This window comes from Candidatus Aminicenantes bacterium (assembly GCA_011049425.1).
In the GTDB taxonomy this organism is placed as follows: Bacteria; Acidobacteriota; Aminicenantia; order UBA2199; family UBA2199; genus UBA876.
In genome coordinates this window covers 1-21,162 of the sequence record DSBM01000053.1, presented here as the reverse complement: position 1 = coordinate 21,162, position 21,162 = coordinate 1, and the positions used below count along the sequence as shown (strand labels likewise).

The following is a 21,162-nucleotide window of genomic DNA, read 5'->3' as shown; positions in this document are numbered from 1 at the left end:
AGCGGCTTCAGTAGTCTACGCGCTGAAGGGTCAGCCCCCGGGCGGGGGCAGTCCGGCCGGAGCGCCGCCGGTCTCTGGCGGCAAAAATTGCCGGGATGTCCGCGGCTTCGATCTTTCCCCGGCCCACGTCGATCAGCGTGCCGGCAATGTTGCGAACCATGTATCGCAGGAATGCGGGGCCGGTTACGGTGAGGATCAGGGTATCACCCCGTTTTTTCAGGCTGATGCGGTTGATGGTTCGCACCCGGTTTTTTTTCTCTGTGTCCGAAGTGAAAGAGGAGTAGTCTTTCGAACCTTTGAAATGACGCAGGGCTCGTTTCATGGCCCGAATATCCAGGGGTTGGGGAATGTGGGTCACCCAGCGGCAATCAAAGGGCGAAAGCGTGCGGCCGCGAAAGATGCGGTATTCATAGGTTTTGCTGCACGCGCCGAAGCGGGCGTTGAATTTGGGGTGGGCACGTTCACAGGTGGAAACGCGAATGTCTCTGGGCAATAAGGCGTTCATGGCCAATTGCAATGAGTCCGGCTGGATACGGACCGGGAGGTGAAAATTGGCCACCAGTCCCCGTGAATGCACACCCGCGTCGGTGCGGCTGCTTCCGGTGACTACCACGCGTTTCTTGGCGATCACCTGCAGGACGCGCATGATTTCTCTTTGAATGGTAGGAGTTTCCGGGTTCTGGTATTGCCAGCCGGAATAGCTGGTGCCGTCAAATTCCAGGGTGACGCGATAGTTTTCAGGCTTCAAGGTACTTGCGAATTTGCGTGATTACCTGTTCCGGGTTATCCAGAAGTTGAACCTGTGGAAGGTTCCAGGTGCGGAGTCCAAAGACTGGAATTTTCTGAATACGGGCGTGGGCGATCTCGGACAGGGTTCCGTGCCGGCCGTCTATTGCCACCACGACATCGGCATTGCCAACCACCAGGGCGTTGCGCAGATGACCCAATCCCGTGGTGATCGCGATATCCACCCAGGGGTTGGCTTCGGATCGAACCGAGCCCGGCAGGATCCCCAGTACGGTGCCGCCGCAGGACTTCGCCCCCCTGGATGCGGCTTCCATGACTCCGCCCAGACCTCCGCACACCAGCAAATAACCACTGGTTGCGATCAGACGGCCCATTTTTTCGGCCAACGCCAGGATTTCTTCGCCGGCGGTACCGCCACCGATTACAGCCACGCGAAAAGAATTGCGAAAGAGAGATGTTTTGAGAGCAATCCGGGTCGGACGGGTGATTTCGCTCATGAAATCGGTGTGTCCCGGAGAAAGGCGCTATACGATTAGACGGCTTTGCGCACTCGCCCCGAACGGATGCAAGAGGTGCACACGCGCATGCGCCGGGTTTTGCCGTCCACGTCCACGCGAACGGCCTGAAGGTTCGGCAGCCAGCGGCGTTTGGTGAGTTTATGGGAGTGGCTTACGTTGTTGCCTGTAACCGGGCGTTTTCCACAGATTTCGCATACTTTCGACAATTCGGGTCCCTCCTGGAAATCAGAGCGATATTATACAACATCGGACAGGGGAAGACAAGCACTCCACATTTCAGCCTTCGGGGCCGCCGAAAGCGGCCCCAAAGGCTGATTCCCATTTCAATCTTTTATTTTGGACAGAATATGCTTGACCATATCTTTGTGCACGGTAAAGGTGAGCATTTTGAGTTTAATGTAATCTTCCCGGAACATGTAATAGCCGGCGAATTGTCCTTTGCGGGCGGAACGGCCGGAGTCCTTGATAAGGTACCAGTTCCAGCCGTCGTGGCTCGTATGGCCAACGATGTGAATGCCGTGGTCGTCGCCGGTGGTGCGGTTGTAGATGCGGAATTCGCGGGAATCCTGGTTAATGGAATCGGTGGGGATATCGAAGCTGGGTACGAAAGCGATGTCCCGCTCGCCACATTTTCCCGGCTCCGATGTATCACCACCGATATTGATGGTGTAACCCTTTTCCATGGCGCGACGAATCACTTCCAGCCACTCCTCCAGGGGCAGGTTCAGGTAGTCTTTGCTGTGCCACCAGTTGTCCGGGGCACGGAATTCCTGGAAGGTATGAAAGGGGTAGTAGCTGGTGGACATGGTGGATACGTAATCGTCCATGTTGAGTCCCGTGACTTTCAGGAATTGGTGGGGCGTTATTTTCCGGCCCTGCCAGGTGAATTGCTCTGGAGGAGCGCCCATATGGCGGTTCAGAATCAACGTGATATGGCGGAGGTTCTCTTGCTCATCCCACAAATCGTTGTTTTTGATGTAATCCAGATAGGATGCCAACTCCTTCATCAAGGGCCCGTGATTGTGTTTCTCACCCTCGTTCAGGATCCCGGTGTAGGCTGCCGCCGGGACCACGCCGTGTTCTTTCCAGATGCGCTGAAAGGCGTTGGCCTGGCCGCCTCCGGCCACGTATGAGTTTCCCCGTTCACGGATATAGCCGCGGCACTTGGCCAGAAGTTCCCAGTAGGGAGTCCACATTTCCGACAGTTTGATTTTTTTACCGGTCAAGCGGAAAATTTCGCTCTCGTAAAACGAGGTGGTACAGAAACTCCAGCAAGTGGATGTCATGTATTGAGCCTGGGGGGGGAAATGGAAAATGCGTGTAAACGCTTCCGGTGAGGCGGGGGGATAAACGCCGGAAAAATCGGATTTCATGTTACGGCGTTGCTTTCGCTGTTCCATCTTCTCTTTTCGATGTCGCTGCTGGATTTTGCAGGTTTCTTCCTGCCGCTGTTTCTCTAAAGCCGTGAAGTGGTCACGGATCTGTTCCAGTACGGGATCCGTTGAATAAGGCACATAACGGACTTTGTTGGGTTCGTCCGGCATGGCTGTAAGGATCATACCCATGCAAAGGATAACCGTAAATGCTGGAATCAATGTGCGTTTCATGAAAACCTCCTGTTGGTTGAGTAGAAAGATTGATTATAACCCTTTCCGGATTTACATGACAATGTTGACGCGGCTTCAGGCCGGTTGGTGGAAAATAAATAACAACAGGTGGATGATTCCCGCGGTAAACAATCCCGCCAGGATATCGTCAAACATGACACCCCAGCCGCCGCGGACACTGCGATCTACGCGATTGATGGGGAAGGGTTTAAGGATATCGAAGAGCCGGAACAAAAGGAAAGCCGCCAGATAAACGGGAATGTTTACTGGGAGCCACCACAAAGATACCATTTGTCCGGCGACTTCGTCGATCACAATGGGTTGCGGGTCTTTGCTGTCCAACAGTTTTTCCGCGCGGGAAGAAGCGTATACGCCGACAATGATGATCGGCAGGGTGGCAAGGGGCAACCACAGAAATGAAGCGGGATTCAACAGTTTTGCCGCCGCGAAAAGGATAGCGGCGGCAATTAGGGAAGCCCAGGAGCCGGGTGCCAGGGGAAGGTATCCGATGTTAAAGAACGTGCTGATGGTAAGCCAGGGAGATTTCATGCGCTTTCTCCTTGCAGAATGTTTTGACGGGAAGCGGTGATGCGAATGGATATCGGGGCGGAGGTCATGGAAAGATCAGCGCGGATTTCTGTAAGGCCGTCCACTTCCGGAGCCTGGGAGGATATGCGGCCCAGAGTGGTTTCCTGTTCCCAGGGAGAGGGTCCGCCCGGCAGAAAAGACTGGACCGTACCGGTAATACGTTGGTTGTACGCTTCGAGGTTGGCATCGGATATGTCCATCAACTCTTCGCGGCGAAGCACGGCATCTTCGGGGGGGACCCGGCCATCCAGGTCAAAGGCCGGCGTGCCTTCTTCCGGAGAAAAAGCGAATGCGCCGATGCGTTCGATCCGGAGTTCCCGCGCGAAGTCGCAGAGTTCCTGGAATAGTGCTTCCGTTTCACCCGGGAACCCGGTGATAAAGGTGGATCGGATCACTGCCGCGGAAAAATCGCGGCGGATTTTTTCGATCAGGCGTTGGAATGTGTCTGCGCTACCGCCGCGGCGCATGCGCCGCAACAAGGGGGGCGCAACGTGCTGCAGAGGCAGGTCGAAGTAAGGCAGAATGCCGGGATAAGAAAAACCTTCCAGGATCTCTTCCGTAACCGCTTCAGGCATCAGGTATAGAACGCGTATCCAGTCGAAGCCCAGGCTGGAGAGTGATTTCAGCAGTACAGGCAGTTGGGAGGAGGGGCCGTGGTCCAGTCCGAAGTAAGTGGAATTCTGTGAAATCAGGTTGAGTTCCGCGACCCCGCGTTTGCGCATGGTTTCCGCTTCGCGGATCACGGATTCAATGTCCCGGGAACGGTAAGGGCCGCGGATAGCGGGAATGGCGCAGAAGTTGCATTTCATGTCACAACCTTCGGATATCTTGATAAAGCCGGTATTGGGTGGTGTGGTCTGGATACGGGAATGGGTGTGGTCGTACAGAAATACCGGAATTTTGCCGTACGGCGCCGGTTGATCGTGGGCGATAGCAGTCGCCAGGTTATGGGGATCGTTGACGCCCCAGATCAGGTCTACATCCGGAAAGTTTTGTCGCAGCTCTTCCAGGTAGCGTTCCGCCAAACAGCCGATAACCGCCACATGTTGGACTTCGCCGTTCGTTTTCATTTCCAGGGCGGAAAGGATTTCACTGATACTCTCTTCTTTGGCGGGTTGAATAAAACCGCAGGTATTGATGACGATCCAATCCGCCGCTTCGTATGAAGAAACAATGCGGACTCCCATTTCCGTCAGCATGCCCCCCAGAACCTCTGTGTCTACAGTGTTCTTGAAACATCCGAGGCTGATAAAAGAAACGGTGGTCTGCGGGGGATTCATGGATGATGCCATTGTTTTGTTAAGGAGGCCGGATGGGTCACGCTGGATTCTATCATGATCCCGCACAGGGCGCAATGAGCCCGTGGCACTGCTCTGCCGCGCTCAAATCCGTAGAAGGTAGAATGTAGAAGGTAGAAAGACAATGGGGCGAATTTCATACCAGCCCGGAAAAATCAGTTGAGGGAGTTGAGGGGGGAAGAAGTCGAAAGTTGAAAGTGAAAAGTTAAAGCACGGTGATACCACGAGGGAGTCATAGTGATGAAGAAACCGGCCGGGCAGCCCTGAATCGCCGGCCGAACTGTGATGAAGCGCTAATAGGCACTGTGATGGGTTTTCATCACAAGCCCTCATGAGTTCTCATCACCAGGACCTCAAGATCTTCATCACAAATTCTCCCAAGTTCCCATCACAGCAAAAGAAGGTGACCCGCCTTTGCCAAGGCTACGGCGGGCAGGCAGGTATCAGGTGGCATGAGCACCAAGTTGAAAGTCAAAAGTCTGAAGTGGAGAGTTGAGCCGCTTGTGGCGATTCCTCTACCTTCTACATATGTTATATGGTTGCCACTGATTTGGGGAAGCGGTATAGTGGAAAGCATGAAACGGGTGCAACTGCTTATTGACGGACATCCCGTCACAGTGGCGTTTGACGAGAACAGCATCCACGTGTTCAACGCCTTTCCGGTAAAGGATCGCCTTAAATCCAGGGGCTACCGCTGGAATGCGTTGGAGAAGAGCTGGGATTTTTACGATGGTAACGTGGAGGTGGAGTTGGCCCGGCTCGGGGCTGATGATGCCGTCACGGATCCCGCACCCGCTGTGGCGGAGCCCCCGGCGGATGGACTTCCCGAGTCGGTCACTGTTTCCCAGTTGCGGGAGCGCATCGATTCCATACTACGGTCCGCTCTGCCGGCCGCCCTTTGGATCAGGGGCGTAGTCGCGTCTGAACCGAAGGCCTACCGTTGGGCAACCTATTTTGATCTTCGCGACGAGGATGATACACAGGACATGGTGTTTTCCTGTGAGATGCGCCAGGCTGAAAGGCAACGAATTGAGCAGCGTTTGTCCGTTACGGGTGTGGCTGCCGGGCTGGAAAAGGACCTGCCGGTTTTTCTGCAGGTGGAGGCGGGCTTGTCGCACAAGTACACCATCAATGTGCGCTTGCGGGCGTTGGACATCATGCCTGAGTTCACCCGGGAAAGGCTGCGCAGCCAGAGGGATCTCACCGTGGAGCGTTTGCGTCGTGAGGGCTTGCTGGAGCTGCAGAAAGAGTTGAGGCTTCCCATGCTGATCAACCGCGTGGGATTGTTGACTTCAGCCCTGGGAACTTCGGTGCGCGATATCATGGCGGGGTTGAGCCCGCTGGAGAATCGCTACCGGATCGGATTTCTGGATACGCGCATGGAGGGAAGCGGGGCCGTGGACGGGTTGATCGCGGCATTGGATTTCATGGAGTCCAACCCAACCTGGCGTGCGCACGCGGTGGTGATAGCGCGTGGTGGGGGCAGTGAACAATCCCTGGGGGTATTTAACGATTACCGTTTGTGCGCCCGGATCTGTCGTTGCCGTATCCCGGTTTTGACCGCCATTGGTCATGAAAAGGATCTTTCCGCTGCAGAGATATGTTCCCATTTTACACCCACTCCTTCCACACCCTCCGGAGTGGGACGCTTTCTGCGGGAGAGGTTCCTGGATTTGCAGAACCGACTGGGGGAATCGGTGCGCAAGCTGGTGGAGCGGTTTTCTGAAGCGCATCGCCTGCAAAAGGAGCGAGTCGGCGCCCGGGCGCAACTATTGCCGCGTCAGGGTAGCAAACGCCTGCAATGGGAGAGTTCTGCGCTGCGGAATCGAATGCATGATTTCATGCGCAGCGGCATGCGCATGAACCGGGAAAACGCGTATCGTTTGAAAGAGCTGCAGCGCTCTTTTCAATTGCGCGTCGGCACCTTTATGGTGAGGGAAAGGGAGAGCCTTCAAAGGGCGGCGGCCCGGGTGGACTTCCGTCGCCTTGAGCGCCTTCAGGATAATGCCGGCGCAAAACTTCTGGACCTGGTCAAGGAAACGGAATCCGGGGCGGAACGTTTCATGAGCAAAGCCACAGACGGCGTGCAGGCCAGGGCAAACCTCGCCCAGGCCAACCACCCGGACCGCATTCTGGAAAAGGGGTTTACCATGACATTCGGCCCGGATGAAAGATTGGTCGCCACGGCTAAAGCCTTTCGTGCTCTGCCATGGGCCCGTCTGCGTTTTTTTGATGGTACGGAACGAGTGGAACGCAAGGAGGAATAATGGTGGCAAACCGCAAGGATCAGGTGGATAATTACGAGCATAATTTTGCCGTCCTGGAGCGCATTACCGATGCACTGAACAAGGACGAAATCGGTATTGATGACCTGCTGGAAAAGACCCGGGAGGCCCTGGAAGCCGCCCGGCGCTGCATGGAGATCCTCAACCGGCAGCGGGGGGAATTCCGCAAGCTGGAAAATGAATTCGCCCGGTTGATTCAAGATTCTGAGTCTCAAACATCGAAAAACGAAGATGGGGAAGATAAAGCAGAATGACTCGGTGGCCCTCAAGGCCGGAGTTTGACGTAGATTTGGGTGAAGTACCAGGTATCACTGGAGGCGTTGCGGGCAACGCCCACCCCGGTTGTATTGAAATCGTCTTCGATATTTTCCTTGTGGGTGGGATTGGCGATCCAGGCGTCCACCACCACCTGGGCCGGTGAGTCGAGGTTGGATGTCAGGCCCACATTTTCGGCGGCGGCACTGACTCTGAACAACCTGGACAGTTGTGAAACGCGGTCATTGAATCCGGCGTGGCCGAACGGAACCGTGCCTTCGGCCATGTCCCGGCTGTGGCTGCGGGCCAGGTCAGCCACATCCGATTTCCATTCCAAATCCGAAAGACCCTGGGAGGTGCGATGCTCGTTGACTTTTTGAAACACCAACTGCTCCATTCCCGATATCGAAAAACCGGAGGTATCCACGGATCGGCAGCCATGGGCGCCGATTGCAATCATGAGGGCAGCCGGTATGACCGCTTTCCACTTAAGAACCCGATTATGAGATTGAAGCGGAAGAGACATGGTGTAACTATAACCAATTTGGGCATGTTTGTCCAATACGTGTTCAATTTAACAAATCCAGGTTGAATGATGCGCAGGTTTGGTTGATCCGCTAAGGTTGATTTCGAAACGGGTTTTGCATATGATGGGGAACTGTTTTTATGGAGGTTCGGATGATTCAGAAAATCGATCATATCGCCATCGCCGTTAAAGACCTGGAAAGCGCTGTTTCTCATTACCGGGATGTTCTGGGGTTGACCTTTCTGGGAACGGAAGAAGTCCCTGACCAGAGAGTAAAAGTGGCCATGTTCAGTGTCGATGGTGTGCACATTGAGTTGCTGGAGCCCCTCAATCCGGAATCACCCATTTCCCAATTCCTGGAGAAAAAAGGCGGCGGCATCCACCACATCGCTTTTGGCGTGGATGACGCCGCCGCTCAGATTAAGGAAATGGAGCAAAAGGGCGTGCGCATGCTGAACAGTGAACCCCGTCCGGGCGCGCATGGTTCCCGCATTGCGTTCGCCCATCCCAAGAGTCTGGGCGGCGTTCTGGTGGAGTTTTGTCAGAAGAGCGGCTGACTGTTTTATTATGATCCGCGTTGCCTTGTTGTGGCACATGCACCAGCCGGTGTATGTAAATCCCTTCTCCGGAAGAGCGGAACTGCCTTGGGTGCGTTTGCACGGAATCAAAGACTACAGTGGTATGGCCGGGGTGCTGGGCGAATTTCCCGGAGTCCGTTCCACTGTCAACCTGGTACCCAGCCTGTTGCTGCAGTTAAAAAAACACCTGGCGGGAGAGATTGATCGCTTCCAGGAAGTGGCGCAGAAACCGGCGGCGGATCTGGATGCTGTTGAAAAGACTTTAATGGCGCGCCATTTTTTTTCATTGCATCCCGTCCACATGATCCAGCCATTTCCGCGTTACCAGGAGCTGTATTCGCGTCGAAGCGAATTGGCTCAAGGCAATGGAACCAGCGCTGATTGGCGGGATCTGCAGGTCTGGTCGACTCTGGCCTGGTTTGATGCGGATCGCGCCCGGGCGGACGAACGTGTGCAGGGTCTGCGCGAAAAGGGGCGCGGCTTTTCCGAGGCCGATAAGATCATGCTTTTCGAGGCGCAGCACGACCATCTGGCCGGCGTGATCCCCGCCTGGCGCGATTTAGAGTCAAAGGGCCTGGTTGAGGTGTCGACTTCGCCCATGACCCATGCCATCCTGCCGCTGCTGCTGGATCCCCGTGTGGGCCGGGTGGCCAATCCGACACTGCCGCTTTATGATCTGGATTTTAACTGGGAGGGCGACGCCCGCCGTCATGTGCAGGACGCGCTGGATTTCATGCAGCATCATTTCGGGGTTCGGCCCCGTGGAATATGGCCTTCCGAGGGGAGTCTCAGTGAGAAAGTACTGGATCTTTTTCAGGATCTCGGCGTGACCTGGACGGCCAGTGACGAAATCAACCTGGCGCGGTCTTTGAATCCCGGGAAAGACGCGGATTGGAGTGGTTTGCGTGATAAGCATCTCTACCGTCCCTGGATCGCGGGGAAACGGGAACTGCGCATCCTGTTTCGCGACCACGATCTTTCCGACCGGATTGGATTCCATTACCAGAAAATGAACCCTCAGGAAGCGGTTGAGGATTTCATGTTGCGTTTGCGGGAAATTGGTCAACAGGTCAAGGATGCGGTGGTGGGTGTGTTCCTGGACGGGGAGAATCCCTGGGAACACTACCCCGACAACGGCCGGGCCTTCCTTCGCAATCTGCTGGCGCGTCTTCAGCGGGATGAACAGGTGGAAGCCGTGACCCTGAGTGAAGCGGTTTCCATGAAGGCGGAACGCCTGCGGAGTCTGTCCCCGGGTTCGTGGATCAACGGGAACTTTGATATCTGGATCGGTGACGAGAGTGATCGTCGTGCCTGGAAACAACTCCAGCGCACAAGGGATCATTTTATCCGCAACAAAGACCAACTTTCCGAGCATGAAACGGCAGAGGCGCAGTACTGTCTGGACGTGGCCCAGGGCAGCGACTGGTTCTGGTGGTTTGGTCCGGAGCACCATACCGGGGATCTGGAGGTGTTTGATCGCTTATTTCGCCTCAACCTACGCCGGGTATACGAGTTGACCGGCACTGAACCACCCACGGAGTTGATTATGCCGATTTCGTCGGCAATGGATGAGTCCCTGATAAAGGCGCGTCCCCCCATTCGTCCGTTGAACCCGGTTCTGGATGGGGAAGTGACCCACTTTTTCGAGTGGCGGGATGCCGGGCGTTTGAACATCCATGCCGGACAAGGCGTCATGAATACCGGTGAATCGGTACTGGTTGCAGTGTATTACGGATTTGGTGACGGGCGTTTCTTTCTTCGCGTGGACACCCGCGATCAGGCAAAGGAGCGTTTGCATCGCAAAGAACAGTTGCGGTTGGGATTGCGCCTGCCCGGAGGGGCCGTACGCAAATTGGTGCTTCCGCCCGAGCCCGGCTTTGGAAATGGTGCGGTCGGTTCCGTTATCGAATGTGAGCTGGCGTTGGATGCGCTCAACCTGGCTGTGGGGGATCGGTTTGAATTGAACCTGGAGTGGCGGCGTGACGGTCGTGTGCTGCAAATCCTGCCCCAGGACGGCTTTTTTGCCATTGATGTGCCCGGTCCCAAAGATTACGCGACCTATTGGCGGGCGTAGATAAGAGTTGAAAGGTTGAAAAGCTGAAAAGTTGGGTTCCAACTTTTTTTCCGTAAGTGTATAATCAGGAGCATCATGGACTCATTACAGAATCATCCGGTTCGCAACACATACCGCTATTCGGGGCGTGACATGCTGCTGGGCGGGCTCTTTATGGCCGTGGCCCTTGTCCTTCCCATCGTGTTTCATGCCGTGGGTATGGGCAGCCAGTTCCTGCCCATGTTTCCACCCATCATCATGGCCGGGTGCCTGACTGCCTGGCCCGTGGGCCTGACGGTGGGCATACTTTCTCCCCTGGTTTCCGCGGTTTTGACCGGGATGCCGCCGTTCTTTCCACCCGTGGCCTGGATCATGGCCCTGGAAGGGGCCGTTATGGTACTGCTGGCCCGCCGACTCTACCTGCTTTCGCGTTTCAGCATACGGGCCACGGTGATCCTGGTATTGCTGGCGGACCGCCTGGTGCTGTTGGGAGCGGTGCTGGCAGTGGCCACCTGGCTGGACCTTCCCCGGGGCGTGCTGGGGTTGGTGTCCGTGGTGCGGGGCGCTCCGGGGATCGTGATCATGATCGTTACCCTGCCGCCCCTGATCCGCATTGTGGAGTCCCGGCTGCAGTTTATTCCCCAACCGGAGTAGCCTCAAGATGAGCCGGCAGGGATCAACTACGGGTGATTATCCGGGGCCCGGCATGCGCTTGCTTTCGTTCCTGATGCTGTATGCGGCCCTGTTGTGGATCCCCCGCGATGAGTGGCCGCGCTTTCTCTTTGTTTTTGTCCTGGCGGCCGTCCTGGTTCCGCATGGAAAGCGGGCCTGGAAAAGGGCAGGGCGCATGTTGCTTTGTGCCCTGCCGTTCATGGTGGCACTCGGGTTGATGATCTGGTTGTTCGGAACCCTGGGCGGGGCCGCACGCGGCAAGGTGTTTGCCGATTTGATGATGCGAACGGTGGTCACCATCAGCGCCGCCGCCCTGGTTTGGGGCGGTGCGGGTATGCGGGAATTCCTGGCTGCATTGGGCCAGTTGCGGGCCCCGGCGATCGTGGTTTCGGTTGTCACCCTGGCATTGCAGTCGGTGATCCGCCTGGGCCGCGAAGCCCGGGACACACTGGACGCCGTGCGTTCCCGTAGTGGCAGACGCCTTTCCCGACGACGCCGCGTGGCGCTGGTGGCGCCCTTGACGCGGCACTTCCTGCTGGGAGTAATCGAGTTCCATTTTCATCAGCACGCCGCCCTGGTCTCCCGGGGCTATAGCGGGGGACCGCTGCGAATGTCGCGTTCCCGTATACCGGGTCAGGCGTGGCTGTTTCTTCCCGTATATGCAATGGCGATAGTGGTGGTGGCCGCGTTATGAACAGCCAGGCGATTATTGATATCCGGGATATCTCCTTTAATTACCCTGACGGGACCCCCGGTCTGAATTCCGTGTCATTGCGGGTTCAGGAAGGGGATTGTCTGGGCATAGTGGGGCCAAACGGTGCCGGCAAATCCACCCTGCTGCGGCACATCAATGGAGTGTTGCGCGGACAGGGAGAGGTTTGCGTAGCCGGCATGGTCGTGGAGCGGGGCCGACTGGAAGCCGTGCGCCGCCAAGTGGGGATGGTTTTTCAGAATCCCGATCATCAACTCTTCATGCCCACGCTGATGGATGATGTGCTGTTCGGTCCCCTGAATTTCGGATTGGCGGAAGCAGAGGCTGGGGAGCGGGCGGAAGCCGTATTGCGTGAGATGGGCCTGTGGGAATTGCGGGAGCGCTCACCGCTTCACCTGAGCCTCGGCGAGAAAAAGAAAGCGGCGTTGGCGACGGTTCTGGTCATGCGTCCCGCTATCGTTGTCCTGGATGAGCCCATGGTCAGTCTGGATCCGGGCAGCCGCAGGCGCCTTCTGCAACGCATCGGTGATCTTGACGCCACCCGGGTTATCGCCACCCACGACCTGGAGATGGTGATGCGGATCTGTAACCGGGTTGTGCTGATGAACCGCGGCATGGTGATCAGCGCGGGAACGCCCCGGGAGCTGTTCGCCCGCAAGGAGCTGCTGGAAGCCAATGACCTGGAAGTGCCGTTTTGCATTGATCAACACACATATCCGAAAAACACTGATATTTGATTTCCGGCCGGTTTAGAGTAAGATGAATGCGCACGAATGCAGTGAATCGAGATCGATCCGGCTTTCAGGAGGTGCAAATGCAACTTGAATCATTTATCCGGGATATTCCAGATTTTCCCAAACCGGGGATCATTTTTAAAGACATCACCCCCCTGCTGATGGATGCAGGGGCATTTGACTTGACCTTGGAACAGATGACCCGCCCCTATGCGAACGGTTCCGTCGATAAAATAGTGGCCATTGAATCCCGGGGTTTCATTTTCGGTGGAGCCATGGCCCGCCGCCTGGGTTGCGGTTTGGTCCTGGCCCGCAAAGCCGATAAACTGCCGGCGGATACGATTCGCGAAGAGTACACGCTCGAATACGGAACCAATGCCCTGGAGATCCACAGCGACAGCATCATCGAGAACGATCACGTGGTAATTGTTGACGACCTTCTGGCCACAGGCGGTACGGCGCTGGCGTCCATCCGTCTGGTGGAACGCTTGAAAGGAAAGGTGGTTGGGGTGGAGTTCCTGATCGAGCTGGATTTTCTAAAGGGGCGGGAACGGATCAGTCGGTATCCCGTTAACTCCCAGCTTCATTATTGACCGGGGAGGGAGAAGCAGCGATGCGCATCTGGATTGCACTGGCGGTGGCGGTGCAGCAATTCCTCTTACTCCAACCCGTCCAGGAAGCATTCGACGCCCATGATTTTTCCCGCCTGCATTCCATCTGTGCCGCCCGGGTGTCGGTTAAGATGGAGGAACCCTTCACCCTGAACGGTTTTTTGCGTTCACCTCGTTTCGTGCGCGAGTTCTCTGCACGGTTGAGCGATTACGAAGTAGAGCAACTGGAATGGTCGTCCAACTACATTGAGGAAAACTATGCCATCCAGTCTCTTAACGTGAATTTGACCCACCGCCGTATTCAACGCACGGTGATGTACAAATTCATCTTTTTTATCCGTCGCGATCCGGAATGGAAACTCTACTATCTAAAAGGCGTCCGCTTGTAGCCTGGCTGCTACCGGCCGCGGTCCTGTTGTTGCTGGCGGGTGTATGGGTTTTTGCGTTCGCTCCCTCCGTATCTCAGGAAAAAGTCGTTGCCCGCATCCGCACGCAGATAACGGAAAGTGACGCCTTACTGCAGGAGCGCATGCAGGCCATCCGTGAGCGGTCGCGCAAATTGGCCGCGCTTTTCCGTGACGGGAAGGATTTTCCGGACCCGCTTCCCCGGGAGGCCCTGGTCCGCCTGGTGGAGGGACGAATTCAATGGTATTTCGGCAGTGTCTTTGTCTCTCCAGTGGTTTTCAGCGGCGGTAAAAGCGATTGGGGATTGGAACGGCGTGGCGATTGCATCTTCATGATGGTGGAGGCCGGCGGCAATTTGCGTTACATTGCACCGCTGCTCCAGGAGACGCCCGATTTTATCCCGGGTCGCTTTGACTTGCCCCTGGCCCAGTACGAATTGTTGATTCTGCGCAACCCGCCTCCTCAAGCGCGGGATCAATACGATTACGACGACTTATCCGGTGTGTATATTATCAGTGTGCCGCTGCGTGCCGCGCAGGGTCGCCTGGTCCTGAATATCAAAGTCGTTCACAACCAGGTGCTGCAGCATTTGCGGCAACGCTATTTGTTTAAGGCCGCCTTTCCCGCTGCTTTTGCCCTGATTCTGATGCTGCTGGGACTTTCCCGCCGCAGGAGCTCGTATACCCTTTGGCTGAGCGCTTTGATCTCGCTGTTGCTGACGCTGGGCGCGGCTTTACTGGTTTCTTTCTGGAGCCGGGGCTCCGTGCTGATCCAGGTCGACGGACTTTCGCTGGTGTCGGTGTTCCAGGTTCTGGCCCTGAGTTTGTGGCTGCTGTTCCCGGCCTTTGCGCGGGTGGGGCGACCCATTCCGTTCAAGCCGGCGGTGATTCTGACCGACGGGGCGTTGATCGCCGCGGTGTGGGGCGGATATGCTTTGGTACAGCGCGTCTCTTTTTATCTTGGCACCTTTAGCCTGCAACCAGAGTTTCTGGCCTTGGTAATCACCCTGTTTTTGTGGCAGGTTTTTCCATTGCCGCGACTCCACCGGGTGCGTTTCCCTTCACGGTTTTCCGCCCGGGCGGGACTGTTGGTTTTCCAGGTGGCTGTCGTGGCGGTAGTGTCCTGGCTTTGGCCTCCGCTGCTGGTTCCTTTCGCCCTGACCGCCGCCATGGTTCCGGCCATGCTGCTTATACGACCGGGAATATTGCGGCGCGTATTGGTGATGGGTTTGCTGGCATTGTCGATCTTTTCGCTGACCACCACCCGGGATGAAGCCAATAAGCGGGAGTTTATCACCAACAACCTGCGGCATATTTTTCTGAACCAGGGGAACTATGCCAAGTTGATCGCCCGTGAGATCGTACATGAAATGAATATGGCCGGACCCGACCTTTCCCTGTTCTTCGCTATGGAGGGGGATACCGCGCTGCGTGACCTCTGGCGCAACACGCTTGCGGCCAGGGAAAGCATTCCTTCCAGCATTACCATCCTGTCTCCCGATATGCAGGTAGCCAGGCAGTTCTCTCACCAGATCCCCTACGTCCCGGATGAATCCCCACGTTTTTTCCCGGTCTGGGCGGTTGAAGACGCGCGGGCGCGCCTCTACGGTCGTGAGATCGCCATGGCAAGGGCCTCGATTTCCGTATCTCAACGGGGGCGCCACTTGGGTTTTATCGTGATCCAGGTACTCAATTCACCTGAACTGATCCTGCGCCAGCAAGATGAACGAAATATTTTCGCTCTGGATCCGCGCCTGGGACCGACGCCCATGAACTACATAAAGTTGAATCGGGACCGGGAGGTGCTGGAAAACCCCGGGCAGGTCAACCTTCAGGACGTCAGTGATCTGTTTCGCCATGACGGGCGCTGGGTGCGTTTCAAGCATGAGAATGCCTTGTTTGCCGGATACGTGTTTACCGGAGGGGCGGACCCCATCATGATCTACTATCGCCTGCCATCCCTGCTGGGTCGCCTGGCGGTGTGGATTCGCCTGCTGCTGTTTTTTCTGGCCCTGTCCATGCTGCCGGCTTTAAAGTCGTTGCCGGTGATTCCCTGGAAGCGGCTGACCCATTCTTTTTCCGTGCGGGTTTTTGCCATTCTCGTGCTGATCGTCCTGTTCACCGGGGTAATTTTCTCCCTGTTCTCGTTGAACTTTCATCGCAATTCGCTGCAGCGGGAGCGCATGCGCCATACGTTTGACCAGGGACGCACGGCCCAGAACATCGTCAACAGCATGATGGGTGTTAGAGAGGGATTATCCCGCAATCAGGTCTTTTTCCTGTCGCGCATGATCAATGCGGATGTAACGGTTTTCCGTAGCGGAGAACGCGAGTTCACCTCGGATATCCGGCAGATCCTGCGCGGGCGCATTCCCGGGTATGTGGATTCCCGGGTCCTGGAATTGCTCAACCAGCGCAACCAGAAATATGTATTTCGCAGCCGTGAAGAGGGACAAACGATTTATTTTCGCAACGGCGACCTGGTGTTCCGCATAGATTTCAATGACGTTTGGCCCGGCCTGTACGGCGGTGGAGATTCTTACGCGGACTTTATCATTGTAATGATTTTTTTCATGGGCCTGATCGGGGTGGCCGTGGCCGTTTTTTTCCGTGACCGTATTCTTGATCCCATACGTACACTCAACCAGGGCATGGCAAAGGTGGAAACAGGCGGGCTTCCCATACTGAAGCCTTTGCCCAGGGAACATGAGCTGGAGGCGTTGTACAACGGCTTCAACAAAATGATCCGCGGCATTGCCGCACAGAAACGAAATATTTCTGAAATTTCACGCATGAAAACCCTGGTTGATCTGGGTCGCAGGGTGGCCCATGAGGTCAAGAATCCCTTGACTCCCATCAAGTTGTCCGCGGAGCAGATCCGGCGATCACTCGAGGACAAGCGCGTGGGTTATGAGGAGACAATTCGCAAATCGGTCGACTTTATTGTGGATGAAACCGAACACTTGAAAAAGGTCTCTTACGGTTTTCTCGACCTGTCCCGCCTCGACACCATTGAAGCCGAGGATTTTCAACTGGAGCAACTGCTTAGAGAAGAAGTGAACCACTTTCGCCAGGTTTATCCGGGTATCACGTTTCAGTTAAACCTGAAGCCTCGCAGTCTCATGGTGCGCATGGATACCGTAAAGATCCGCCAGATGGTTAAAAACATCCTTTCCAATGCCGTTGAAGCCATGGGAGAAGGGCCGGGGGAAGTCAAAATCGCTCTTCAAAAGCGGGAATCAAGCGTGGAGTTGATCTTTGAGGACAACGGGACCGGGATGGATGCAGCCGAAGTGGAACGTATGTTTGAAATGGATTACTCAACCAAGGACAGCGGAACCGGGCTGGGCATGTTTATCATTCATCGCATCGTCGACCTGCACGGAGGGAACCTACGCGTGGAATCGCGGCACCGGGAAGGCACCCGGGTGCGGGTGATCCTGCCCCTGGTTGCGGGCTTAAGGGAGTAAAGCCATGAATCCCCGCAAAGCTTTATTTAAGCCTCCGCCATTGCGTCCAGGAGACCGGGTCGGCCTGTTCGTGCCTTCGTCACCCGTGCGTGAGCCCTATCGCGGCAAAGGGTTGGCGGAATTGAAACGCATGGATTGGATCCCCGTTGAAGTTCCAAACATCATGGATCGCGGTGATTTTGTGGCCAAGCCGCCCCAGGCGGTAGTGGCGGATTTACAAGCCCTGTTCAACGCAAAGGATATCCGCGCTTTGTGGGCGGCCCGGGGGGGATACGGGGCCAACCTGCTGTTGCCTTACCTGGACGCCCTGGTAATTCCGGAACCGAAGTTGGTGATTGGTTCGTCCGACGTGTCCATCCTGTTATGGTGGTTGATGGAGAAGCGCAACATGGTCGTCTTTTTCGGCCCCATGGCTTTTGCCTCCATGGCGGACAATGCGGCCGCCGTGGATCAATGCCGAGCCATGTTGGACGGCAGCCGCCCCACTCCGGTTTACTCCGGCGAGCCCCTGATCCAGGGACGCGCAAGCGGGCGACTGACCGGGGGCTGCTTAACCAACCTGGTTTCCCTGATCGGCACTCCCTGGTTTCCGCGATTGCGGGACCGGATCCTTTTGTTGGAGGACGTGGCGGAACGGCCGTACAGCCTGCATCGCCTGTTCTGGCACCTGTGCCAAAGCCATCGGTTGCGGGGAGTGCGCGGAATCGCGCTGGGTGAATTTCCCGGGTGTTTTAAAAATCCCGCGGAACGTGAAGCCCTGTGGCGGCGGCTGGTTGAACTTTTTGCCCCCCTGGGGATTCCCGTGATGACGGACCTTCCCCTGGGGCATGCCGCGCGGGCGCGGATGATTCCACTCGGGGTCCAGGTCGGTATGGAGGTAGACACAACCGCCTGCATGCAACCCCTGGAGCCCGGAACCGCCCCGGGTTCACGGAATTGATCTTTCTTGCCCGATCCCGGCGAGGGTGATACAATGTCTTTTGCAATGAAGCCGAGGCTTGATTGTAACCCGTTATGATCAAAACACCCGGAAAAGCGGAAGCATTGTTTGAAAAACAGGGGAATCCACCAGCAGGCGCATCCATGGACACGCGACCCCCCATGAAGGTCCACCTGATGGGGATTGCCGGCGCGGGCATGAGTTCGCTGGCCGGATTGTTCTCTGCCCGGGGAGACCGGGTTTCCGGATCCGATACGGGGTTTTATCCTCCGGCGGGGGAAGTGCTGGCCGCATTGCCCGTCCGCCTGCACAAGGGTTTTTCAGAGAACCACATTCCGAGAGGAGTCGATCTGTGTGTAGTGGGAAACATCGTTTCCCGTGGCAACCCGGAAGCCGAATTTGTGTTGAACCGGCATATCCCATACGCATCCATGCCCGAGGCGTTGTACGAATACTTTATCCACGGCAATCGTTCGATCGTGGTCGCGGGTACCCACGGAAAAACCACGACTTCGGCTTTCATTGCTTTTCTGTTGAACCGTGCGGGGCGGAAACCCGGTTATTTTATCGGCGGGCAACCGCTGGATCTGCCGTGCGGATACAGTCCGGGCAGTGGCAATGATTTCGTCAGTGAAGGAGATGAATATGAAACCGCTTTCTTTGATCGCTCATCGAAGTTTTTAAAGTACCACCCGGAAATTCTGGTCCTGAATCCCATGGAATACGATCATATCGACTTTTTCCCCGATGAGGCATCTTATCGCGCGGCTTTTCTAAATCTGGTCAACCAGGTGCCGTCCGCGGGAAGGATCATCAATTGTACGGATTACCCCATGAACCGGGAGGTCGCGGCCGGGGCATTTACCGCGGTTACCGGTTACGGCTCCGGCGAACGCAATGAAATCAGGATAAAGGACGTTGTTTGTGCTCCCGGTGCAGGGTTCTCTTTTACCCTGTTAACCAAAGAGCAGGAGCTGCGGCTGCAATCACCCCTTTCGGGAATCTACAACGCGGGAAACCTGGCGGCTGGGATCGCGGTGGGACTCTACCTGGAGATTTCCGTATCCGTTATCCGTGATGCTGTGGCTTGCTTTCGGGGAGTGGCGCGGCGCCTCAAGCTGCTGCGTTCAATCGGCGACAGCCATTTTTACGAAGATTTCGCCCATCACCCCACTTCCCTGGCCCGGATGTTGGACAGCCTCAGACAGATGTACCCGCAACACCAGCTGGTTTGCCTGGTTGAACCCCGCAGCCGCAGCCTCAGGCGCAGAGATTTTCAGGAACGTTTGGTTGAAAGCTTATCCGGGGCGGATGAGGTGGTAATTCGCCGCGTTGCTCAAGCGCGAAGGGCGGCGGATGGCACGGAAATAAACGAATCGGAAGTGGCGGCCGCCCTGCGACACATGGGACGGAGGGCAACGGTTGCTCAGGACGGTGAAGCCGTGCGTTGCGCTGTGCGCGCACTGGATTTATCCAGGCCGGTGGCGGTGGTTGCCGCATCCAACGGCGCGTTCGACGGCCTTCCCAGCTGGCTGGCTGATCTGGATCCGCAAAACGAGGCATTATCCACATGAAGATCGATGTGCGTATACGTGAGGAGCCCCGCCTGGTGATGGCCATCAAAGCTTCCCTGGACCGCGACGGAGCCCGTAAACTGAGCCGTTTCCTGTTGCACCGGGATCAGCGCGCTTTCACCCGCCTGGAACTGGACCTGGCAACCGTGGACTTTATCGGTTTGTCAGCGATCGCGACCCTGCAGGAGTTGTGTTTGTCGCTGCGGCAACGCGGCGGGAGCATGACGCTGTTGAATGTATCCGGCACATTGGCATCGGCCCTGGGTTGCCTGGGCGGAACCCCGTGCTGGATCCTGCAAAACCTTGATCAGGAGAGTAAAGACAAGGATGTGAGCGGTTGAAAGACCGGGCCGCTTGTGATAAGGTGAATCCATGCACATGACAATGTTTGCCCTTCTACTTCAGGCGGCTCCTCAGCAGAACAACCTGTTGCGACTGGTGTTCAAGGCTTCGCCTTTCGGTAAGTTCATTCTGATTCTTCTGGTGGGGTTCTCGGTGATTTCCTGGGCCGTGATCATCTTTAAAATGCTTGAATATGGCAAGGCGCGGCGCCTGTCCGAGCGTTTCATGGAGCATTTCCGCCGCACCAAGAACTTTTCGGAGATCCACAAATACGCCGGAGCGGTCCCCAGAAATCCCTTGTCGGAAATATTCCGCAGTGGATACCGTGAACTTTCGCTGCAGCTTTCTCCGGGGAAAAGTTCCGACGCAATCGACATTGAAAGCATCCAACGTTCGCTGCTGCGTTCATCCTCTGCTCAGATCACCCGCCTGGAACGCATGAACGGTTTTCTGGCCACCACGGCGGCGGTCACGCCCTTTATCGGCCTGCTGGGAACAGTTTGGGGAATCGTGACCGCGTTCCATGAGATCGGCTTGCAGATGAACGCCAACCTGGCCACCGTGGCGCCGGGGATCGCCGAAGCGCTGATCGCCACCGCCATGGGATTATTCGCCGCCATCCCGGCGGTCATCTTTTATAACTGGCTGTTGAGCCGGCTTAAAGTGCTGATCTCTACCATGGAGGAGTTCAGCATGGAGTTTCTCAACGCCAGCAGGAAAATCAAATAATGCAGCTGAGCACCAACGGAAAACTGCGATCCAACCTGTCGGAAATCAATGTGACCCCCCTGGTGGATGTGATGCTGGTGCTGTTGATCATCTTCATGATAACCGCGCCCATGATGAATTCCGGCATTAATGTCAACCTGCCCGCGGTAGAGACACGCACCAGCCCCAGTTCCGGCGGACTTGTGCTCACGGTGACCAAAGAACGTTATATCTACATGGAGAATAGTAACGTCAACCTTTACCTGCTGGAATCCCGGATCCGCAGTTACTTTGCCGCAAATGAAAAAAAGGTCGTGTTTATCCGTGCGGATAAGGATGTACCCTATGGATATGTCATCTCCGTACTGGACGTAATCAAGCGCGCGGGAGTGGAAACCGTCGGGATGATCGTCGATCAAAAAGACGAAAAATGAAGTTTCGCGCGGCTTTGGTCATTTCAGTTGTGTTGCACCTGTCTTTGTTTGCCATGATCATGGTGGTGCCCGAGATGGATGCATCCAACGGAACCACGTATTATGT

At 56.1% G+C, this 21,162-nt stretch carries 22 protein-coding genes; 15 read left to right on the top strand and 7 right to left on the bottom strand.

From position 1 onward, the window contains the following. Window positions 1-7 precede the first annotated feature (7 nt). From truA to rimO, 6 genes are all read right to left on the bottom strand, one after another. Window positions 8-748 (bottom strand): tRNA pseudouridine(38-40) synthase TruA, encoded by a 741-nt coding sequence (truA, locus tag ENN40_03885; protein HDP94485.1) that lies wholly within the window; start codon window positions 746-748, stop codon window positions 8-10. Beyond that, window positions 738-1,244 carry a TIGR00725 family protein gene (locus tag ENN40_03880; GenBank protein ID HDP94484.1) on the bottom strand — a complete coding sequence of 169 codons (507 nt, stop codon included), beginning with the start codon at window positions 1,242-1,244 and terminating at the stop codon, window positions 738-740. Before ENN40_03880 ends, truA begins: the two co-directional genes overlap by 11 nt. 35 nt (window positions 1,245-1,279) lie before the next feature. After that, entirely contained in the window at window positions 1,280-1,471 is a 192-nt protein-coding gene (gene rpmB / locus ENN40_03875) for a 50S ribosomal protein L28 (protein HDP94483.1), read from the bottom strand. Window positions 1,472-1,588: 117 nt separating this feature from the next. Beyond that, window positions 1,589-2,872 carry a peptidase C1 gene (locus tag ENN40_03870; GenBank protein HDP94482.1) on the bottom strand — a complete coding sequence of 428 codons (1,284 nt, stop codon included), beginning with the start codon at window positions 2,870-2,872 and terminating at the stop codon, window positions 1,589-1,591. Window positions 2,873-2,947: 75 nt separating this feature from the next. Further along, the gene (locus tag ENN40_03865) at window positions 2,948-3,421 is read right to left on the bottom strand and encodes a phosphatidylglycerophosphatase A (protein ID HDP94481.1); all 474 of its coding nucleotides are present in this window, start codon (window positions 3,419-3,421) and stop codon (window positions 2,948-2,950) included. After that, window positions 3,418-4,752, bottom strand: a complete 1,335-nt coding sequence (gene rimO / locus ENN40_03860) for a 30S ribosomal protein S12 methylthiotransferase RimO (protein HDP94480.1) — start codon at window positions 4,750-4,752, stop codon at window positions 3,418-3,420. The genes ENN40_03865 and rimO overlap by 4 nt, the downstream gene beginning before the upstream one ends. Before the next feature lie 458 nt (window positions 4,753-5,210). Here rimO and ENN40_03855 point away from each other — a divergent pair, with 458 nt between their 5' ends. Both ENN40_03855 and ENN40_03850 read left to right on the top strand, forming a co-directional pair. Continuing rightward, a complete protein-coding gene (locus ENN40_03855) occupies window positions 5,211-7,025 on the top strand; it encodes a hypothetical protein (GenBank protein ID HDP94479.1) in 1,815 nt (604 codons plus the stop codon). Further along, complete coding sequence (locus ENN40_03850) at window positions 7,025-7,297, top strand: exodeoxyribonuclease VII small subunit (GenBank protein ID HDP94478.1); 273 nt, start codon at window positions 7,025-7,027, stop codon at window positions 7,295-7,297. Before ENN40_03855 ends, ENN40_03850 begins: the two co-directional genes overlap by 1 nt. An 11-nt stretch (window positions 7,298-7,308) precedes the next feature. Here the strand turns inward: ENN40_03850 and ENN40_03845 are convergent, their stop codons facing one another. Next, window positions 7,309-7,824: a CAP domain-containing protein gene (locus ENN40_03845; protein ID HDP94477.1), complete on the bottom strand. Its 516-nt coding sequence runs from the start codon at window positions 7,822-7,824 to the stop codon at window positions 7,309-7,311. Window positions 7,825-7,976: 152 nt separating this feature from the next. Here ENN40_03845 and mce point away from each other — a divergent pair, with 152 nt between their 5' ends. From mce to ENN40_03780, 13 genes are all read left to right on the top strand, one after another. Further along, window positions 7,977-8,381, top strand: a complete 405-nt coding sequence (gene mce, locus ENN40_03840) for a methylmalonyl-CoA epimerase (GenBank protein HDP94476.1) — start codon at window positions 7,977-7,979, stop codon at window positions 8,379-8,381. Beyond that, window positions 8,305-10,476, top strand: coding sequence for a hypothetical protein (locus ENN40_03835; GenBank protein ID HDP94475.1), 2,172 nt, complete (start codon window positions 8,305-8,307; stop codon window positions 10,474-10,476). Before mce ends, ENN40_03835 begins: the two co-directional genes overlap by 77 nt. A 75-nt stretch (window positions 10,477-10,551) precedes the next feature. Then, complete coding sequence (locus ENN40_03830) at window positions 10,552-11,109, top strand: ECF transporter S component (protein ID HDP94474.1); 558 nt, start codon at window positions 10,552-10,554, stop codon at window positions 11,107-11,109. A 7-nt stretch (window positions 11,110-11,116) separates the two neighbouring features. Next, complete coding sequence (locus ENN40_03825; protein HDP94473.1) at window positions 11,117-11,821, top strand: hypothetical protein; 705 nt, start codon at window positions 11,117-11,119, stop codon at window positions 11,819-11,821. Beyond that, the gene (locus ENN40_03820) at window positions 11,818-12,576 is read left to right on the top strand and encodes an ABC transporter ATP-binding protein (GenBank protein ID HDP94472.1); all 759 of its coding nucleotides are present in this window, start codon (window positions 11,818-11,820) and stop codon (window positions 12,574-12,576) included. The genes ENN40_03825 and ENN40_03820 overlap by 4 nt, the downstream gene beginning before the upstream one ends. Before the next feature lie 77 nt (window positions 12,577-12,653). Next, entirely contained in the window at window positions 12,654-13,166 is a 513-nt protein-coding gene (locus tag ENN40_03815; protein HDP94471.1) for an adenine phosphoribosyltransferase, read from the top strand. A 20-nt stretch (window positions 13,167-13,186) separates the two neighbouring features. Further along, the gene (locus tag ENN40_03810; protein ID HDP94470.1) at window positions 13,187-13,573 is read left to right on the top strand and encodes a hypothetical protein; all 387 of its coding nucleotides are present in this window, start codon (window positions 13,187-13,189) and stop codon (window positions 13,571-13,573) included. Next, window positions 13,537-17,058: a HAMP domain-containing histidine kinase gene (locus ENN40_03805; protein ID HDP94469.1), complete on the top strand. Its 3,522-nt coding sequence runs from the start codon at window positions 13,537-13,539 to the stop codon at window positions 17,056-17,058. The genes ENN40_03810 and ENN40_03805 overlap by 37 nt, the downstream gene beginning before the upstream one ends. 4 nt (window positions 17,059-17,062) lie before the next feature. Next, window positions 17,063-17,998, top strand: a complete 936-nt coding sequence (locus ENN40_03800; protein HDP94468.1) for an LD-carboxypeptidase — start codon at window positions 17,063-17,065, stop codon at window positions 17,996-17,998. Between the two features lie 74 nt (window positions 17,999-18,072). Beyond that, complete coding sequence (locus ENN40_03795) at window positions 18,073-19,572, top strand: UDP-N-acetylmuramate:L-alanyl-gamma-D-glutamyl-meso-diaminopimelate ligase (protein ID HDP94467.1); 1,500 nt, start codon at window positions 18,073-18,075, stop codon at window positions 19,570-19,572. After that, window positions 19,569-19,913, top strand: a complete 345-nt coding sequence (locus tag ENN40_03790; protein ID HDP94466.1) for an anti-sigma factor antagonist — start codon at window positions 19,569-19,571, stop codon at window positions 19,911-19,913. Before ENN40_03795 ends, ENN40_03790 begins: the two co-directional genes overlap by 4 nt. Window positions 19,914-19,956: 43 nt before the next feature. Then, on the top strand, window positions 19,957-20,643 hold the full coding sequence (locus ENN40_03785; GenBank protein HDP94465.1) for a hypothetical protein: 687 nt from the start codon (window positions 19,957-19,959) through the stop codon (window positions 20,641-20,643). Then, complete coding sequence (locus ENN40_03780; GenBank protein ID HDP94464.1) at window positions 20,643-21,056, top strand: ExbD/TolR family protein; 414 nt, start codon at window positions 20,643-20,645, stop codon at window positions 21,054-21,056. The genes ENN40_03785 and ENN40_03780 overlap by 1 nt, the downstream gene beginning before the upstream one ends. Window positions 21,057-21,162 lie beyond the last annotated feature (106 nt).

Excerpts from the sequence above, each read along its gene's own strand:
- ENN40_03780 (HDP94464.1), top strand. The coding sequence starts at position 20,643 with ATGCAGCTGAGCACCAACGGAAAACTGCGATCCAACCTGTCGGAAATC.
- ENN40_03795 (HDP94467.1), top strand. The coding sequence starts at position 18,073 with ATGATCAAAACACCCGGAAAAGCGGAAGCATTGTTTGAAAAACAGGGG.
- ENN40_03855 (HDP94479.1), top strand. The coding sequence starts at position 5,211 with ATGAGCACCAAGTTGAAAGTCAAAAGTCTGAAGTGGAGAGTTGAGCCG.
- ENN40_03810 (HDP94470.1), top strand. The coding sequence starts at position 13,187 with ATGCGCATCTGGATTGCACTGGCGGTGGCGGTGCAGCAATTCCTCTTA.
- ENN40_03850 (HDP94478.1), top strand. The coding sequence starts at position 7,025 with ATGGTGGCAAACCGCAAGGATCAGGTGGATAATTACGAGCATAATTTT.
- ENN40_03790 (HDP94466.1), top strand. The coding sequence starts at position 19,569 with ATGAAGATCGATGTGCGTATACGTGAGGAGCCCCGCCTGGTGATGGCC.
- ENN40_03880 (HDP94484.1), bottom strand. The coding sequence starts at position 1,244 with ATGAGCGAAATCACCCGTCCGACCCGGATTGCTCTCAAAACATCTCTC.
- ENN40_03805 (HDP94469.1), top strand. The coding sequence starts at position 13,537 with ATGGAAACTCTACTATCTAAAAGGCGTCCGCTTGTAGCCTGGCTGCTA.
- ENN40_03815 (HDP94471.1), top strand. The coding sequence starts at position 12,654 with ATGCAACTTGAATCATTTATCCGGGATATTCCAGATTTTCCCAAACCG.
- mce (HDP94476.1), top strand. The coding sequence starts at position 7,977 with ATGATTCAGAAAATCGATCATATCGCCATCGCCGTTAAAGACCTGGAA.
- ENN40_03835 (HDP94475.1), top strand. The coding sequence starts at position 8,305 with ATGGTTCCCGCATTGCGTTCGCCCATCCCAAGAGTCTGGGCGGCGTTC.
- ENN40_03800 (HDP94468.1), top strand. The coding sequence starts at position 17,063 with ATGAATCCCCGCAAAGCTTTATTTAAGCCTCCGCCATTGCGTCCAGGA.
- ENN40_03825 (HDP94473.1), top strand. The coding sequence starts at position 11,117 with ATGAGCCGGCAGGGATCAACTACGGGTGATTATCCGGGGCCCGGCATG.
- ENN40_03870 (HDP94482.1), bottom strand. The coding sequence starts at position 2,872 with ATGAAACGCACATTGATTCCAGCATTTACGGTTATCCTTTGCATGGGT.
- ENN40_03845 (HDP94477.1), bottom strand. The coding sequence starts at position 7,824 with ATGTCTCTTCCGCTTCAATCTCATAATCGGGTTCTTAAGTGGAAAGCG.
- ENN40_03820 (HDP94472.1), top strand. The coding sequence starts at position 11,818 with ATGAACAGCCAGGCGATTATTGATATCCGGGATATCTCCTTTAATTAC.
- ENN40_03785 (HDP94465.1), top strand. The coding sequence starts at position 19,957 with ATGTTTGCCCTTCTACTTCAGGCGGCTCCTCAGCAGAACAACCTGTTG.
- ENN40_03865 (HDP94481.1), bottom strand. The coding sequence starts at position 3,421 with ATGAAATCTCCCTGGCTTACCATCAGCACGTTCTTTAACATCGGATAC.
- ENN40_03830 (HDP94474.1), top strand. The coding sequence starts at position 10,552 with ATGGACTCATTACAGAATCATCCGGTTCGCAACACATACCGCTATTCG.
- rimO (HDP94480.1), bottom strand. The coding sequence starts at position 4,752 with ATGGCATCATCCATGAATCCCCCGCAGACCACCGTTTCTTTTATCAGC.